13 protein-coding genes are annotated in these 16,845 nt (G+C 57.1%); 9 read left to right on the top strand and 4 right to left on the bottom strand.

The window, feature by feature from the left end; translation table 11 throughout:
* Positions 1-3: 3 nt before the first annotated feature.
* The 9 genes from ACT3XD_RS14325 to ACT3XD_RS14365 all read left to right on the top strand — a co-directional run bounded on the left by ACT3XD_RS14325 (position 4) and on the right by ACT3XD_RS14365 (position 12,049).
* Positions 4-3,153: an efflux RND transporter permease subunit gene (locus ACT3XD_RS14325; protein ID WP_192539093.1), complete on the top strand. Its 3,150-nt coding sequence runs from the start codon at positions 4-6 to the stop codon at positions 3,151-3,153.
* Positions 3,154-3,457: 304 nt separating this feature from the next.
* On the top strand, positions 3,458-5,350 hold the full coding sequence (edd, locus tag ACT3XD_RS14330) for a phosphogluconate dehydratase (RefSeq protein WP_192539094.1): 1,893 nt from the start codon (positions 3,458-3,460) through the stop codon (positions 5,348-5,350).
* Complete coding sequence (gene glk / locus ACT3XD_RS14335) at positions 5,347-6,315, top strand: glucokinase (RefSeq protein WP_192539095.1); 969 nt, start codon at positions 5,347-5,349, stop codon at positions 6,313-6,315. Before edd ends, glk begins: the two co-directional genes overlap by 4 nt.
* 60 nt (positions 6,316-6,375) lie before the next feature.
* Positions 6,376-7,338, top strand: coding sequence for a carbohydrate kinase family protein (locus ACT3XD_RS14340; RefSeq protein WP_192539096.1), 963 nt, complete (start codon positions 6,376-6,378; stop codon positions 7,336-7,338).
* Between the two features lie 178 nt (positions 7,339-7,516).
* Positions 7,517-8,236 (top strand): FadR/GntR family transcriptional regulator, encoded by a 720-nt coding sequence (locus ACT3XD_RS14345; RefSeq protein WP_192539097.1) that lies wholly within the window; start codon positions 7,517-7,519, stop codon positions 8,234-8,236.
* A gap of 88 nt (positions 8,237-8,324) precedes the next feature.
* Entirely contained in the window at positions 8,325-9,473 is a 1,149-nt protein-coding gene (gene dgoD, locus ACT3XD_RS14350) for a galactonate dehydratase (protein WP_018917422.1), read from the top strand.
* A 78-nt stretch (positions 9,474-9,551) separates the two neighbouring features.
* Positions 9,552-10,517 (top strand): 2-dehydro-3-deoxygalactonokinase, encoded by a 966-nt coding sequence (locus tag ACT3XD_RS14355; protein WP_192539098.1) that lies wholly within the window; start codon positions 9,552-9,554, stop codon positions 10,515-10,517.
* Positions 10,518-10,559: 42 nt separating this feature from the next.
* Positions 10,560-11,168, top strand: a complete 609-nt coding sequence (locus tag ACT3XD_RS14360) for a 2-dehydro-3-deoxy-6-phosphogalactonate aldolase (protein ID WP_192539099.1) — start codon at positions 10,560-10,562, stop codon at positions 11,166-11,168.
* On the top strand, positions 11,165-12,049 hold the full coding sequence (locus tag ACT3XD_RS14365) for an SMP-30/gluconolactonase/LRE family protein (RefSeq protein WP_192539100.1): 885 nt from the start codon (positions 11,165-11,167) through the stop codon (positions 12,047-12,049). The genes ACT3XD_RS14360 and ACT3XD_RS14365 overlap by 4 nt, the downstream gene beginning before the upstream one ends.
* A 104-nt stretch (positions 12,050-12,153) precedes the next feature.
* Here the strand turns inward: ACT3XD_RS14365 and ACT3XD_RS14370 are convergent, their stop codons facing one another.
* From ACT3XD_RS14370 to zwf, 4 genes are all read right to left on the bottom strand, one after another.
* Complete coding sequence (locus ACT3XD_RS14370; protein WP_018917426.1) at positions 12,154-13,749, bottom strand: solute:sodium symporter family transporter; 1,596 nt, start codon at positions 13,747-13,749, stop codon at positions 12,154-12,156.
* Positions 13,750-13,959: 210 nt separating this feature from the next.
* Positions 13,960-14,622, bottom strand: coding sequence for a bifunctional 4-hydroxy-2-oxoglutarate aldolase/2-dehydro-3-deoxy-phosphogluconate aldolase (locus ACT3XD_RS14375; protein ID WP_018917427.1), 663 nt, complete (start codon positions 14,620-14,622; stop codon positions 13,960-13,962).
* A 35-nt stretch (positions 14,623-14,657) separates the two neighbouring features.
* The gene (gene pgl, locus ACT3XD_RS14380) at positions 14,658-15,323 is read right to left on the bottom strand and encodes a 6-phosphogluconolactonase (protein ID WP_192539101.1); all 666 of its coding nucleotides are present in this window, start codon (positions 15,321-15,323) and stop codon (positions 14,658-14,660) included.
* Position 15,324: 1 nt separating this feature from the next.
* On the bottom strand, positions 15,325-16,830 hold the full coding sequence (gene zwf, locus ACT3XD_RS14385) for a glucose-6-phosphate dehydrogenase (RefSeq protein ID WP_192539102.1): 1,506 nt from the start codon (positions 16,828-16,830) through the stop codon (positions 15,325-15,327).
* Positions 16,831-16,845: the final 15 nt, after the last annotated feature.

Consider the following 16,845-nt stretch of genomic DNA (forward strand, 5'->3'; position numbering starts at 1 on the left):
CGCATGGATATTGCAAAACGTTCGATCGAGAAACCGATCAATACGTGGCTGATTGTGGTGATCTGCCTGCTGGGTGGCATCTGGGGATTCAATACCGTTGGCAAACTCGAAGACCCCTCCTTTACCATTCCTTACGCCATCATCAATACCCCCTACCCCGGCGCAACCGCCGAAGAGGTGGAAGAAGAGGTTACCGAGCGCCTGGAGCGCGCGATTCAAGAGATGGAGCAGCTCGACGTGCTCGACTCCAAATCGCTGCCGGGCCGCTCGGAGATTCAGGTCGAGATCCAGGACAACTACGGCAGCGACCAGCTGCCCCAGATCTGGGACGAGCTACGCAGCAAGGTCAACGATGCCCAGTCTGACTTGCCACAGGGGGCTCTTGCATCTCAGGTGAACGACGACTTTGGCGAGGTATACGGACTGTTTTACGCCGTCACGGCCGAAGGGTTCTCCGCCCGGGAAGTACGCGATATCTCGACCTTTCTTCAGCGCGAAATACTGGCCGTACCGGGAGTAGCCCGGGTGACCACCGCAGGTGAGCGCGAAGAGAGCATCTACATCGATATCTCCAATGAGCGGCTGACGACGCTGGGCATTCCCATCGATCAGGTCATCAACACCATCCAGACCGAGAACGCCGTGGAAGATGCCGGCACGCTCAGAGCGGGCGATCGGCAGGTGCGCCTGGTGGCGCGTTCCAATATCGATAGCACGACGCTTCTGGAATCCATCCGCATCGGCCGACCCGGCACCACTGAGCAGGTCGCGCTTGCCGATATCGCGACGATCTACCGTCAGCCGTCCGATATTCCCGACCACATCATGCACTACAACGGCGAGCCCGCGTTTACGCTGGGCATCGCCGGTATCGCCACTGAAAACATCATCGAAATCGGCGAGGCGGTTGAAGCACGCATGGAGCAGCTGCAAAGCCGGATTCCTCTCGGCGTGGAGCTGCATCCGCTTTACGAGCAGCACAACGTGGTCAACGACGCCATCAACGACTTTCTGATCAACTTGGCCATGTCGGTGACCATCGTGATCGCGGTGTTGTGTCTGGTCATGGGCTGGAAGGTCGGCGTAGTGGTCGGCAGTACGCTGCTGCTGACCGTGCTGGGCACGCTGTTTGTGATGGGTATTTTCAATATCGAGATGGAGCGCATATCGCTGGGCGCGCTGATCATCGCCATGGGCATGCTGGTGGATAACTCCATCGTGGTGGCCGAAGGCATGGTCACCAATATCAAGCGCGGCATGAAGGCCAAGCGCGCGGCAAGCGCTGCCGCCAAACGCACCCAGATACCGCTCTTGGGTGCCACGCTGATCGGCATCATGGCTTTCGCCGGCATTGGCCTCTCAAGCGATGTGACCGGGGAATTCATGTTCTCCCTGTTTATCGTCATTCTCGTTTCATTAATGCTGAGCTGGCTGCTGGCACTGACCGTGACCCCACTGTTTGGCTACTTTCTGCTGCGCAAGAAAGGTGAAGAGGAAGACGAAGACGAAGAGCAAGACCAAGACGAAGAGCAAGACCAAGACCAAGAAAAAGACCCAGGCGAGGAAAGCAGCGAACAGCGCGACGAAGACAACGAAGACCGCGGCTACGGCGGGATTGTCTATCGCACCTACCGGATGCTGCTGCTGGCGGCGCTTAAACTGCGCATTATCACCGTGACGGCTCTGGTGGTACTCACCGGGGTGTGCATGTGGGCATTCACATTGGTGCCGCAGTCGTTCTTTCCAGACTCCAGTACGCCGCTTTTCTTTATCAATTACGAGTTGCCCCAGGGCACGGATATCCGCGCGACGATTCGTGATGTTGGCGAGATCGAGGCATATATTCTCGAACACGAGGATGTGGTGTCCGTGGCAAGCTTCGTGGGCCGGGGAGCGACGCGCTTCATGCTTACCTACTCCCCGGAGCAGCCCAATACCGGCTACGCGCAGTTCATCATTCGCACCAACGAGCTGGATGCCATCGACGCGCTCGACCGGGAGTTCTACAAGGAGCTCAACGAGCGCTATCCCAACGCCCAGGTACGCACTCAGCGGCTACAGTTTGGCCCCGGCGACGGCGCGGATATTGAAGCACGCTTTCAGGGCCCCTCGGCCGAGGTGTTGCGTGAGCTGGGTAACGAGGCCCGCCGGCGCATGGCCGCCAACCCGCTGTTGATCGATGAACGTATCGACTGGCGCCAGCAGGAGTTGGTCGTGGCGCCGATCATCAACGAGCAGCGCGCGCGTATTGCCGGCGTTACCCGCGAAGATATCGCCCAGACACTGCAGTTCGCCTCCTCCGGCATTCGCGCGGGCACCTACCGCGAGGGCGAGCACTTGATTCCAATCATCGCACGCGCCCCCCAGGCCGAGCGCGATGATGTGGCGCTTTTACGCGACCGCCAGATCTACAGCGAGGCACAGCAGCAGTTCGTGCCGATTACCCAGGTGGTCGACGATTTTGAAATACGCGCAGAGGAAGCGCTGATTGAGCGGCGCAACCGCGTGCGGACCCTGACGGTCGGCGCCGAGCCCGACAAGGGCTATACCGCCGCCCAGGCATTTGATGCCGTGCGCTCGGAAATCGAGGCTATCGAACTGCCGCCCGGCTACACGCTTGAGTGGGGTGGCGAGCACGAGAACTCGGGCGATGCCCAGGCGTCGTTGGGCGAGCAGCTCCCGGTAAGCTTCTTGATCATGGTACTCACCTCGATTCTGCTGTTTGGCAAGCTTAGGCAGCCGCTGATCGTATGGCTGGTGGTGCCCATGTCAGTATGCGGGGTGGTGATTGGGCTTTTAATCACCGGCCTGCCCTTCTCGTTTACCGCATTGCTCGGCATGCTGAGCCTTTCAGGCATGCTGATGAAAAACGCCATCGTCCTGGTGGACGAGATCGATGAACAGATACGCACGGGCACCGCGCGCTTTACCGCTCTGGTGGATGCCAGCATCAGCCGTTTGAGGCCGGTCTTTCTGGCCGCGGGCACGACGATACTGGGGATGATTCCGCTTTTATGGGATGCATTCTTCAACAGCATGGCCGTAACCATCATGGGCGGTTTGCTGTTTGCCTCTATATTGACCTTGATCGCCGTTCCCACGTTCTATGCGATGTTCTTCAAGATCAAACGCGACGAAGTGGAGAGCCGATAGCCTTATGGGGCGGCATTGCCTGAGAGAGCATCGGCATACGCTATACTAGGTTTCATTCAGAGGCCTACGCTGGGCTAATCACGTGAAGTGCACTACACGTGGTTAGCTTTTATTGAGCAAGATGTTCTTTTACCAACTGTCTTTACCAGCTGTTTTTATCAACTGTCTTACCAACTTTTTTTACCAACATAGAGTAATAAAACTACGCAATTGGTTCTGTTACGCTTTTAAAACTCTTAATTTCGCGCATTAGTATGTAAAATAACTACACAAATCGTGCCGTTTCTATCATGCAGAGGTCCTTATGCCGAGCCCAACACCTGCTACGTTAAATACCACCGTCGCCGAGGTTACTCAACGTATACGCGAGCGTTCCCGGCAGCGGCGTGCGCTTTACGAAGCGCATATGGCCGACCAGCATAAGCAAGGCGTGCACCGTGGTGAGCTTTCCTGCGGAAACCTGGCGCACGGCTTTGCCGGTTGTGACGTACCTACCGATAAAGGCCGCCTCAAGTTAACCAATAGCGCCAACGTGGGGATCGTATCGTCGTATAACGATATGCTGTCAGCCCACCGGCCCTTTGAAGATTACCCCGCGGTTATTAAAGAAGCCGCCCGGGGCATGGGTTCAACCGCCCAGTTTGCCGGCGGCGTGCCCGCCATGTGCGACGGCGTGACCCAGGGCCAGCCCGGCATGGAGCTATCGCTTTTCTCGCGCGATGTGATTGCCATGGCAACGGCCGTCGCGCTTTCCCACAACATGTTCGATGCTACGCTGTATCTGGGGATCTGCGACAAGATTGTACCTGGGCTGTTTATTGGTGCCGCGCGCTTTGGCCACCTACCGGCCATCTTTGTGCCTGGCGGGCCGATGACGACCGGCCTGCCCAACGATGAAAAAGCCCGGGTGCGCCAGCTCTATGCGGAAGGCAAGGTTGGCCGAGACGAACTGCTGGAGGCCGAATCCCAGTCGTACCACAGCCCTGGCACCTGCACCTTTTACGGCACCGCCAACTCCAACCAGCTGATGATGGAAATGATGGGCCTGCACCTGCCCGGCGCGTCGTTTGTTAACCCCGGCACACCTTTGCGTGAAGCACTCACCCGCTACGCCACCGAGCAGGCGATTCGCAATACCGAGCAGAGCGGCAACTATCGCCCGTTCTACAAGCAGATCGACGAACGTGCCATCGTCAATGCCATGGTCGGCCTGCTGGCCTCCGGCGGCTCTACCAACCATACGTTGCACCTGGTCGCCATGGCGGCGGCGGCGGGTATTACCATCAACTGGGATGACTTCACCGAGCTTTCAGCGGTAGTGCCCAGCATGACGCGTATCTACCCCAACGGCCAGGCGGATGTGAACCACTTCCAGGCGGCCGGCGGCATGAGCCTGCTGATTCGCGAACTGCTTCAAGCCGGGCTTATGCATGGCGACATTCCTACGGTGTTTGGCACCGACATGAGCGCCTACACCCAGGAGCCTTTCCTTGAAGACGGCAAGCTCACCTGGCGCGAAGGGCCTGAATCAAGCCTTGATTCAGAGGTACTCCGCCCGGTCAGCAATCCCTTCTCACCCACCGGCGGGCTTACCGTGCTGGACGGCAACCTGGGTCGGGGCGTGATCAAGATTTCCGCCGTCAAGCAGGCCCACCGCGTGGTAGAAGCGCCGGTTCAGCTGTTTGATGACCAAAACCAGGTCAAAGCGGCGTTTGAATCCGGCCAGCTGGATCGCGATGTGATCGTCGTGGTGCGCTTCCAGGGCCCTAAAGCCAACGGCATGCCCGAACTTCACAAGCTCACGCCGTTTCTGGGCGTGTTGCAGGACAAGGGCTTTAAAGTTGCCCTGGTCACCGATGGCCGTATGTCGGGCGCATCGGGCAAAGTGCCTGCGGCCATTCATGTAACGCCGGAGGCGGTTGATCGCGGGCCGTTATCCAAGCTTCAGGATGGCGATATCGTGCGCCTGGATGCCGAAACCGGCGAGCTGAACGTGCTGGTGGATGCCGCCACGTTCAATGCCCGCCCCTGTGCACAGGTCAATCTTGAACACAGTCACTTCGGCATGGGCCGCGAACTGTTTGGCGGCTTCCGCCACCTGGCGACCAAAGCCGAAGAAGGCGCCGGTGTGTTTGGCGGCTTCGAAGCCGAAGTGCTGTCGCGCGAGCTTGAAAAAATCGAGCAGGAGGATCAATGAGCCGACCCGCTCTCATTGGCGATATCGGGGGAACTAACGCTCGTTTCGCGTTAGTAACCCCGGGGCAAACGGCCCCCCAGCAGATTATCAATTTGCCCTGCGCCGACTATCCAGGCGTGGTTGAAGCTGCTCAAGACTACTTAAATCAGGTGGGCGCTACCGGCAATAACGCGCCCACCGAGGCCTGTTTGGCGTTTGCCTGCCCGGTACACGCCGAGCAGGTCAAAATGACCAACAACCACTGGCAGTTTTTAAAAAGCGAGGTTCAGCAGGCGCTGAACCTGTCACTTTTTAAGGTCATTAATGACTTTACTGCACAGGCGCTCGGCATTCCCCACGTGCCTGAACAGGATCTAGTGGAAGTAAAGGCCGGCACCACCCAAGCGCATGCCTCGCGTTTGGTGATCGGCCCAGGCACAGGATTGGGGGTCGCGGGCGTATTTCCAGGGGTGCATGCCTGGATCCCGCTACCTACGGAAGGCGGCCACGTGACGTTTGCGCCCACCGACACCTACGAGCGTAAGCTGCTTGATGAGCTGCACAAGCACTATTCACGCGTAAGTGTAGAACGCATGCTGTGCGGTCAGGGAATCGTGGATCTTTATGCCGCGCACTGTGCCCTTGATGGCGTAGCGTCAGGTTTTACCACCGCGGCCGAAGTCACTCAGGCCGCCAACCAGGGTGATGAAATCGCTTGCCGGACGCTGCTGCGGTTTCTAAAAATCCTGGGCGATGTATGTGGCGACGCAACGCTAACCATGGGCGCGCGCGGCGGGGTTTATCTTTGTGGCGGCATCATTCCCCGCCTGCTGGACTGGCTGCCGAAAAGCGAACTCTGCAGCGCTTTTATCGATAAAGGTCGCATGGGTTCCTATAACGTTGATATCCCCATATGGGTCGTCACCGCTCCCTGGACCGGTTTATTGGGCGCGGCTGAAGCGCTGCACAACGAAGAAGTGTTTTAACACCCAGGCCAACACCTAAAATCAAACGTCTAATAACTAATATAACAACAAGGAACGCCCATGATTTCTGTGATTACCTTTGGCGAAGCGCTCGTCGATATGCTCTCTAGCCGCCTGGGGGATACACACGATCATCAGGAAACCTTCACCCCCTACGCTGGCGGCGCACCGGCTAATGTGGCGGTTGCCTGTGCCCGCCTGGGAGTACCCAGCCGCTTTTTAGGCATGGTGGGCGATGACACGTTTGGCCACTTTCTGATTCGCGAACTTGATAGTCACGGCGTCAATACCCACGGCGTTGTGCTGACCAAAGCAGCCCGTACGGCGCTCGCGTTTGTCTCACGTGATGCTCAGGGCGAGCGCACCTTTGATTTCTACCGCCCACCGGCTGCCGACTTGCTCTACCGCCTACATCATTTGCCGCCAGGGGTATTTGAAAAACCGGCCATTGTTCACCTATGCAGCAATAGCCTCACCGACCCAGAAATTGCCGAAACCACTCTTGCTCTGGCAAAAATGGCCAAGCAGTCGGGCTGCCTGGTTAGCGTGGATGCCAACCTGCGGCATAACTTATGGGCAGAGGCCGCCGCCGATACGGGCTTGGTGACCCAGCTTTTAGACACTGCCGAGCTGCTTAAGGTATCTCTTGAGGAGCTTGACTACCTGCGCGGCGAGCAGACTCAGGATGCGTGGCTTGCTAAGCGCCTGGATGCTGGCGTAAAGGTCATTCTTATTACTGACGGCGCGAATGACGTTGTGCTCAAAAGCGCCGCCCTCGAACAGCGCATTGCGCCGCCCAGCGTACAGGCCGTCGATACAACAGCAGGTGGCGATGCCTTTATTGGCGGCCTGCTGGCAGAGCTCTCCCGGTATGGAATTGCACACGGCTGGCATGAAGATCATGCTTTCTTAAACGCGGCGGTGGCGTTAGCCTGCCGCTGCGGCGCGCACGCCGTTACCCGCCCGGGCGCCTATGCCGCCTTGCCTACCCAAACAGATATTGACGCACTGCGGGCGCTTTAAAGCGCCCTGTCTAGACCGACCGTTCATAACAACCGTCCATAACAGCTGTTCATAACAACTGTTCATCTTAACTGTTCCTAACCACTTGCAGCTCTGTGCATACCAACTTTCGTCTGCTTGTTAAAATGTCAGACATTTAATAAGCTCTAGGCATGATCGTCATTTACTGAGACATGCCATGACGCTAGATGCCTTACCCTCCCACCCCGGTGGGGCTGAAAACCTGGCACGCCTGCTTGCAAGAGCGCTGCTAGCCGGGCACTGGCAGCCCGGTGACCTGTTTCCCAAAGAGCTGGATATAGGCAAACATTTTGTTGTTAGCCGCAACCAGGTGCGTAATGCGTTAGCCAGCTTAACGGCTACCGGCCTTTTAGAGCGCACGGCAGGCCGCGGCACGCTGGTACGTGAGATGGGTGAATGGCACCTGCTTGATCCACTGATGAGTGAGTGGATGACGGGGCTGGTAAACCTTGACCCTCAACTGGTACGTGCGATTTACGCGTTTCGCTTTTCAGCCGAGCCTACCGTTGCCGGCTTAGCGGCCCAAGCGGCAAGCGCGGAGGATATCGCCCGGCTTGAAGCGGCCTTTGAAGGCATGCGCCGCTCGGCAGGCAATCCTGACGCCCGTGCCCAACATGCTGAATATGACGTTGCCTTCCATGACGCCACTTACCGCGCCACCCACAACCTGGTCTGGCGACAAATGGGGCATTTACTGCGCCCTTCTATCATGGCGCTGGTGCACCGCTCACAGCACGATATCAAAACGCTGGACGACAGCCTGACGCGCCATCGCCACGTGCTGGAAGCCATTAAAGCCTGCGATGCTCACGCCGCCGAGACTGCCGCCCGCGAGGTGTTGCGGCGTACCGCTATTGATCTCGGCATTGTCAGTTAATGATGGCTATCCCATTACTTAATTATTCGCCAATAACCAACTCATAAATAACTATTTCGCTAATGACGCTTTAAGAGGACAGCTAAACATGAAAATTACCCGCTTGAAGACCTGGCAAGTACCGCCACGCTGGCTATTTCTTAAAATTGAAACGGATGAAGGCTGCTACGGCTGGGGCGAACCGGTAATAGAAGGTCGCGCGGCCACGGTTGAAGCCGCAGTGCATGAGCTTTCCGACTACCTGATCGGCCAGGACCCGCACCGTATCGAACATCTCTGGAACACGCTTTACCGCGCCGGTTTCTATCGTGGCGGACCTATTTTAATGAGTGCCATAGCGGGTATCGACCAGGCGCTTTGGGATCTGAAAGGACGTGATCTGGGCGTACCCGTCCACCAGCTACTAGGCGGCGCGGTACGCGACAAAATGCGTATGTACGCCTGGACCGGCGGCGACCGCCCAAGCGATGTAGGCGCAGGCGCCAAGGCACTGGTCGAAAAAGGCTTTACCGCCTTCAAGATGAACGGCACGCCTGAAATGCAAATCGTCGACTCGCACCGCAAGGTTGATGAAGCGGTGGCCCGGGTTCGTGAGGCGCGCGATGCCGTTGGGCCTGATGTGGGTATCGGCATCGATTTTCACGGCCGCGTTCACCGCCCCATGGCCAAGGCGCTACTGCGTGAGCTTGAGCCGTTTCATCCCATGTTTGTCGAGGAACCCGTCGCACCGGAGCACCTGCCGTGCTTGAAAGATATTGCCGGCGGGCTGGGCTATCCCCTGGCGACCGGTGAGCGCTTGCATACCCGCTTTCAGTTCCGCGACCTGCTGGCCGACGGTATGATTGATATTATCCAGCCCGATATTTCCCACTGCGGCGGTATCAGCGAGGGGCTGAAAATTGCCGCACTCGCCTCCGCTTATGATGTTGCACTGGCCCCCCACTGCCCGCTGGGGCCGTTGACACTTGCCGCTTCGCTTCAGCTGGATGCCGTGAGTCACAACGCGTTTATTCAAGAGCAAAGCATGGGCATTCACTACAATCAGGGCAACGACGTACTGGATTATCTGGTGGATAAAACGGCCTTGAGTATCACCGACGGCTTCTGCGCCATTCCCCAAGGCCCGGGCCTGGGCGTTGAAATTGACGAAGCCTTTGTGGAAGAGCGTGCCAAAACCGGCCACCGCTGGCGCAACCCGGTATGGACCCATGAAGATGGCTCAATTGCGGAGTGGTAGCCCATGCAATCCACAGAAACTAACTCCACAAAAGCTAACTCCACAAAAGCTAACTCCATAGAAACTAGCGCCGCGGAGATGACTAACGAGCAGAGCCGTCCGCTTGCCTGGGTGGCGGTTGACTGGGGCTCGAGCAATCTGCGCGCCTGGGGGATGGATCAGCAAGGCAACGTTATTGCCCAAAGCAGCAGCGATAAAGGCATGCTCTCGCTTAAACCCGATGAGTATGAAGCCGAATTGCTGCACCTGATTAGCCCCTGGCTGCCTGCAAGCAGCCGGGTAGAAGTGATGGTTTGCGGCATGGCGGGCGCCCGACAAGGCTGGCAGGAAGCGGCCTACCTACCGGTGCCCACCCCGCTGGGTCAGCTCAGTCAAGGGGCCGTCATGCCCACCCTGACAGGCAGCCAGCTACGCGTTTATCTGCTGCCCGGATTAAGCCAGACCCGCAGCGATTCGCGGCATTTCGATGTAATGCGCGGCGAAGAGACCCAGCTTGCGGGCCTGGTTGCCGATACGCCTGAATTTTCCGGCCTTGTTTGCCTGCCGGGCACCCATTCCAAATGGGCGACCCTGGACTCGGGTGCAATAACTCAGTTCACCACCTACCTTACGGGTGAACTCTATCAACTGCTGGCTACCCAGTCGGTTCTCAAGCACTCGATTGGAAGCGATGCGCTAAATGATTCCGCCTGCCGCGCGGCATTTATTGACGCGGTGAGCGAAGTCAACGCTGCGCCCGAAACGTTTAGTAGCCGCCTTTTCGGGCTTCGCGCACAGGATTTACTCGACAGCGAGCTGCCTGTGGGCAAAACACGGGGAGCGGTGCTCGCGGCCAGGCTTTCGGGGCTCGCCATCGGCCTTGAGCTATCCGGTGCCTGCCAATCACGCCCAAGCGATGAGCCGATCACCCTGATAGGCAATCAAGCCCTTTGCCAGCGCTACACCATGGCGCTCAATGCTATCGGCTATCAGACACACTATTTGGATGGCGACACCGCCGTATTGGCAGGCCTTAAGCTTGCCCATCAGGCGCTGCCACACTAAGGCCGTCTTCTTGATGCTAACGGATAATGGAGAGATTGTGCTATGACGTTACCTTTAATCGGTATTTTACGCGGTGTAACACCCGATGAAGTCGTTGAGATTGCTCGCGCGGTGCTTGCCGCAGGCATTACGCAGATTGAAGTGCCCCTCAACTCTCCAGACCCGTTAGAGAGCATTCGCCGCCTGGTAGATGCCGTTGGCGAGCAAGCGGTGATTGGCGCGGGCACCGTACTCACGCCCGCGCAGGTGCGCGATGTGCATGCTGCTGGCGGGCGCCTGATTGTCTCGCCCAACTGCCGCCCCAGCGTGATTGAAGAAACCCATCGACTGGGTATGGCCAGCTGGCCGGGCATTGTCACACCTTCAGAAGCGTTCGATGCGCTGGAGGCTGGTGCCACGGGCCTAAAACTTTTCCCGGCCGTTCAGGTAGGCCTTGAGGGCATGAAAGCGGTGCGCGCCGTGCTACCCAGCGACACGCTGCTGTATGCCGTGGGCGGCGTGGGTATCGATAACTTTGCTACCTGGCAAGCGGCAGGCGTGGATGGCGCCGGGCTAGGCAGCGCGCTATACAAACCAGGCCAAACGGCGTCTCAGGTAAGCCAACAGGCACAGGCGCTGGTCGCCGCCTGGAAAGCAGGAGCCAATGCATGAATATCTCCACCTGGCAGGCCGAACTTAGCGTAGATTCACGCTGCGAGCTAGGGGAAGGCCCGCAGTGGCATGCCAGCAGCGGGCGGCTTTACTGGTGCGATATCCTGGGCAAACGCCTGCACTGGCACTCCCCCGCCACGGCGGAGAGCGGTCATTACCTGCTGGATCAAAAAGTCTCGCTTGCCGCCCCGCTTGACAATGGTGGCCTGCTGCTGGTCGGTGAGCATTCATTGACGCGCTTCGAGCCTGATAGCGGCACAGCCACCCACTTTGCCGATTTTGAAGCCGACAACCCCGTTACGCGCAGCAATGATGCGCGGGTTGATCGCCATGGCAGCCTGTGGCTTTCCAGCATGGGCAAGCAGGCCGAGCCTAATGCGGGCAGCCTCTACCGCCTGCATCGCGGCAAGCTTGAAAAGCTACGCACCGGGCTTACCATTCCCAATGCGCTATGCTTTTCACCCAATGGTGCAGCCGCTTACTTTACCGATACGCCGACCGGCATGGTGATGCGCTGGGCGCTGGACGATCAGGGCTGGCCCATTGATGACCCCGTCCCTTTTGCTGATTTTTCCAACCATACCGGCAACCCGGACGGCGCCGTGATGGATAGCCAAGGCTGTCTATGGCTGGCCCTCTGGGGCGCCGGACAAGTAGTGCGCTTAAATGCACAAGGTCAAGTCATTGGCCGTATTGACCTGCCTACCAGCCAGCCCTCCTGCCCGGCGTTTGCCGGCGCTGACCTTAAAACGCTGTTTATCACCACCGCCCAAGAAGGCTTTACCCCAGATCAGCTTGCCCAAGAGCCTGACGCTGGCGCGCTCTTTTCAGTGCAACTCGATATAGCCGGGCTTGCCGAGCCGCCGCTTCGGCTTACCTAAATAACACGGCCGCTAAACCAAAAGGCCCCGCTAGCGAATGCTAGCGGGGCCTTATTTTTGGGGGTTAACAGCGATGCTTGAGCTTTTAATAGCCCGTTGGGCAATTAACCCGCAAAGCTTATATACATCACGATCACCAGCACCACCAGCACAATGCCTGCGGGTACCGCGCCTTTCCAAGGGGTCAGGTCAACATCGCCGGTGTGTTCTTGCACCCAGTCAGTTTCGCGCGGGCGCAACTTGCCAATAATCAGCATTACCGCTACTAACAGCGCAAACACCAGTGCCACAAAATGGAACTCGTGCATAATCTCTGGCAGGAGGGTAAAGGGTGGTACGAAGTAGCCTGCCGCGATCAGCAAACAGCCACCCACCAGAGCAATTTTAGCCGCCATGGGAGGTACCCGCTTGGTCAGCAGACCTACCAGAACGACCGCGAGAATCGGAATAAAGTAGATCGCATTCATCTTCTGCAGATAACCAAACAGGCTATCCTGCCCGGCCAGAAGCGGTGCAATAATCATGGTAATCACCGCCATGATCCAGCCAAAGACCTTGCCCGATTTAACGACCTGCTGCTCGGTGGCATCTTTATTTAACACGCCCTTATAAATACCCAGACTGAAAATCGTCGTGGTGCTGTTAAGCGCTGAGTTAAACGAAGACAGAATGGCCCCAACCATGACGGCTGCGAAGAAGCCGGTTAAGTAAGGCGGCAACACGTTAAACACCAGATGGCCATAGGCTTCATCGGCGCGCACGCCCTGGTCGGCGTAAAGGTGATAGGCAATGATGCCCGGCAGCACCAGATAAAGCGGCCCCAACAGCTTGAAGAGCCCAGTCAACAGCACGCCCTTTTGGCCTTCCGCCAGGTTTTTGGCGGCAAAGGTGCGCTGAATGATCTGCTGGTTAGTGCTCCAGTAGAACAGGTTGATCAGAAATACCCCGGTGAACAGAGTGAAAAATGGCACCTGCTGTTCCGAGCCACCAATTGAGTTCAGCTTTTCCGGGTCGCTCTCTTTGAGGATGCTCCAGCCTTCCATAATACCCGTACCGCCACTTACCGCTTGTAAGCCGAAGTAGACGATTACAAAGCCGCCGATTAACAGCCCGATGCCGTTCAAGGTATCGGAAACCGCAACCGTTCTCAGGCCACCAAACAGCGCGTACACCGCGCCGATAATACCGACGATCCAAACCGTTAACCAAAGCAGCGTGGTAGAAGACTCGATACCGGTTAGCCCCTGCAGATCAAGCATCCCCTGCAGGCCAATAGCGCCCGAGTAGAGAATGATTGGCAGCAGAATAACCGCGTAGGCAATCAGGAAAATAATATTGGTAATCAGCTGGGTGTCTTTATCAAACCGAATCTCAAGCAGCTGAGGCAATGTGGCAATACCGCTTTTCAAAAAACGCGGCAGGAAAAACAGCGCCAGGGCAACTAGCGCAATCACCGCGACCACTTCCCAGGCCATAACGCTTAGACCATCGGCAAACGCTGCTCCGTTAAGCCCCACCATCTGCTCGGTGGAAAGGTTGGTCATCAAGAGCGAACCCGCAATCAGCGGGAAGGTAAGCGAACGACCAGCCAGAAAGTAGCCGCTGGTACTGGAATGGTCATCACGGTGCGTAATACGCCACGTAACAAAAGCGACTAACCCTGTAAAAAACAGGAAAGACGCCAAGGTCAGCATATGCATACTAACTTACTCCATGTTGGTAAGTGGTTCACGCTCGTATGCCAAGCACGCAAAAAAATGTCTGACATATGATATAATCCGGAGTTTAGTTGACCTGAGGATTTACGTGTTATCCGCCTTTGGTCGTAGCTAACCTCATTGATTTACACGTAAAAAAAACCGGGCAGGATAAACCTGCCCGGCGGGTATTTGCATTCGAATTAAAAAGGATTAGTGGTGGAAACGCTCGGCAGCCTCTTGCGCCAGCTTGCGAATAGCGTCCCAGTCCTCTGCTTCAACCAGCTTGCTGGGTGTCAACCACGAGCCGCCCACACACATAACGTTGGGCAGCGCCAGGTAAGAGGCAGCATTATCAACCGTGATACCGCCCGTTGGGCAAAATCTTGCACCCGGAATAGGCGCGCCGAAGGCTTTCAATGCTTTGACACCGCCGCTGGACTCCGCCGGGAAGAATTTAAAACGCCGGTAGCCGTACTGCCAGCCGGTCATTAATTCGGACACGGTTGAAACGCCGGGCAGCATGGGCACCGGGCTTTCGATGCCATAGCGATAAAGCGCTTCGGTCGTGCCGGGCGATACCACAAAATCCGCACCCACTTCTTCAGCCTGGCGGTATTGAGCAGGAGTCAACACGGTGCCTACGCCAATGCTGGCACCGGTCAGCTCTTTCTTCATACGCTTGATCGCTTCAAGAGCACAGTCGGTACGCAGGGTAATTTCCAGTACGCTTAAGCCACCTTCGACTAAGGCTCGGCCCAGCGGCACGGCGTCTTCAAGACGCTCAATGGTAATCACTGGAATGACTTCTGCCTTGTGGCAAATGCTGTCGAGTTCGGCGGTACGGGTTGAAGGTAGCTGTTTATCAATTGACATAGTGAGTCTCCAAACAATTTGTTATTAATTGACTATTAAGGTGCCCAGTAAATAGCCAGTGAGCAGGATAAAAATGCGCGTATCGGCAGTTGCCTTACGTCGTCGCCGTTTAGGGCATTTGCCAATACGGTGCGCTTATCGTCACCGGTGATATGCAGGATATGCCGATGGGCCTGATGCAGGTGGCCAGCAGAAAAAGTAATCCGCGGCTGAGGCTGGCTGGGAGTGCGCACGGCCACCAGCGGTTCATTGGTTGACAGCGCAAGCCCCAGCTCCTGACTATCCGGAAACAGCGACGCCGTATGCCCATCGCCTCCCATCCCCAAGATGACCACGCTGGCAGGCCAGGCAAGGGATGCTGTTCGTTCGGCGACTTCCGCCACGCCCTCTTCAGGCGTGGAGGCATTTGATGTCAGAGGCACAAAATTCGCAGTCGCCGCCTCGCCCTGCAGCAAGTTCTCGCGCACCAGCTTGGCATTGCTGTCACTGCTCTGCTCGTCCACCCAGCGCTCATCGGCCAAGGTAACGTCGATGCGTGACCAGGGCAGCGGCTTGGCAGCCAACGCTTTAAAAAAGGCAATCGGGGTCGAGCCACCGGAGACAATTAAAAGCACACGCTCCTGGCGCTCGAGGTCTTCGCTTAATGCCTGGAAGACCGCTTCAGCGAGCTGTTCGGCAAGCTTTTGACGTGATTGGCTCATATTAATAATCCTCGTACCAGCTGCGGCCATCCTGGGTAATCATCGCAATTGAGGCCACCGGGCCCCAGGAGCCTGCAGGGTAACGCCGCGGCGGGGTTTCACGGGTCTGCCAACCAGCGATCAGCTGATCACACCAGCGCCAGGCATGTTCTACCTCGTCGCGGCGTACGAACAGATACTGCTGACCCTTCATTACTTCAAGCAGCAGGCGCTCGTAGGCATCCGGAATACGCGATTTAGGAAAAGCGCTATTAAAATCGAGATGCAGCGGGCCAGGGCGCAGGCGCATTCCTTTGTCCAGGCCGCTGTCTTTGGTCAGCACCTGTAGGGCGATGCCCTCTTCCGGCTGCAGACGGATGATCAGCTTGTTGGAAGCAATATCGCGCTGGTCCGGGTCAAAGATATAGTGCGGCTGCTGGCGAAAGTGAATCACAATTTGAGAAAGCTTTTCAGGCATGCGCTTGCCGGTACGCAGATAGAAAGGCACGCCCGCCCAGCGCCAGTTGGAGACCTCCGTTTTCATGGCCACAAAGGTTTCTGTCTGGCTTTGCGTATTGGCGCCCTCTTCATCCAGATAGCCGGGGACCGTCTGGCCATCGCTTGTGCCTGCAATATATTGGCCGCGTACCACATCGCGACCCAACGCCTCACCGGCAAACGGCTTCAGCGCTTTTAGCACTTTTACTTTTTCATCACGAATAGCATCCGCATCCAGGTTGGAGGGCGGGTCCATGGCAATCAGGCAGAGCAGTTGCAGAAGGTGATTTTGCACCATGTCGCGCAGCTGGCCTGCATCATCAAAATAGCCCCAGCGGCCCTCTATACCGACCTTTTCCGCCACGGTAATTTCAACGTGAGAAATATGGTTCTGGTTCCACTGGGTACCAAACAGCGGATTGGCAAAGCGCAGCGCAATCAGGTTTTGAACCGTCTCTTTACCTAGATAGTGATCGATGCGATACACCCGGGACTCGGGGAAGGCAGCGCCAATGGCATCGTTAATTTCTTCCGATGAGCGAAGGTCGTAACCAATCGGCTTTTCAACCACTACGCGTGTATTGTCATCCACGCTGCCGCTTTCTTGAAGGTTGTGGCAAATATCGCCATAAATACGCGCGGCAACTGAAAGGTAAACCACCATGGGATGGTTTGCGCCTTCACGCCATTGGCGAATGGCCTCAAAACCCTCCAGCGTCGTAAAGTCGAGCTGCCGGTAATCCAGGCGATTTAAAAAACGCTCAAAGCTCTCTTCATCCAGCTCACTGCTTTTCAGCCGCTTACGCAGTGCGCCACTAACAAGCTCACGAAATTCCGCCAGATCGTGCTCCTGGCGGGCCAGCCCCATGATGCGCGTGGCTTCCGGCATCAATCCTTCACGATCAAGGTGGTATAAAGCAGGAAACAGCTTGCGCATGGCAAGGTCGCCCAGCGCCCCAAAAAGCGCCAAATCAATGGCATGATCACGGTCACCTAACGGGGCACCTGGGGAGGCATATGACTTGCTCATCTCTGCTCCTATGAT

Origin of the sequence: Halomonas sp. AOP7-B1-5 (genome assembly GCF_052353045.1) — a bacterium.
Classification (GTDB): domain Bacteria; phylum Pseudomonadota; class Gammaproteobacteria; order Pseudomonadales; family Halomonadaceae; genus Vreelandella; species Vreelandella colorata.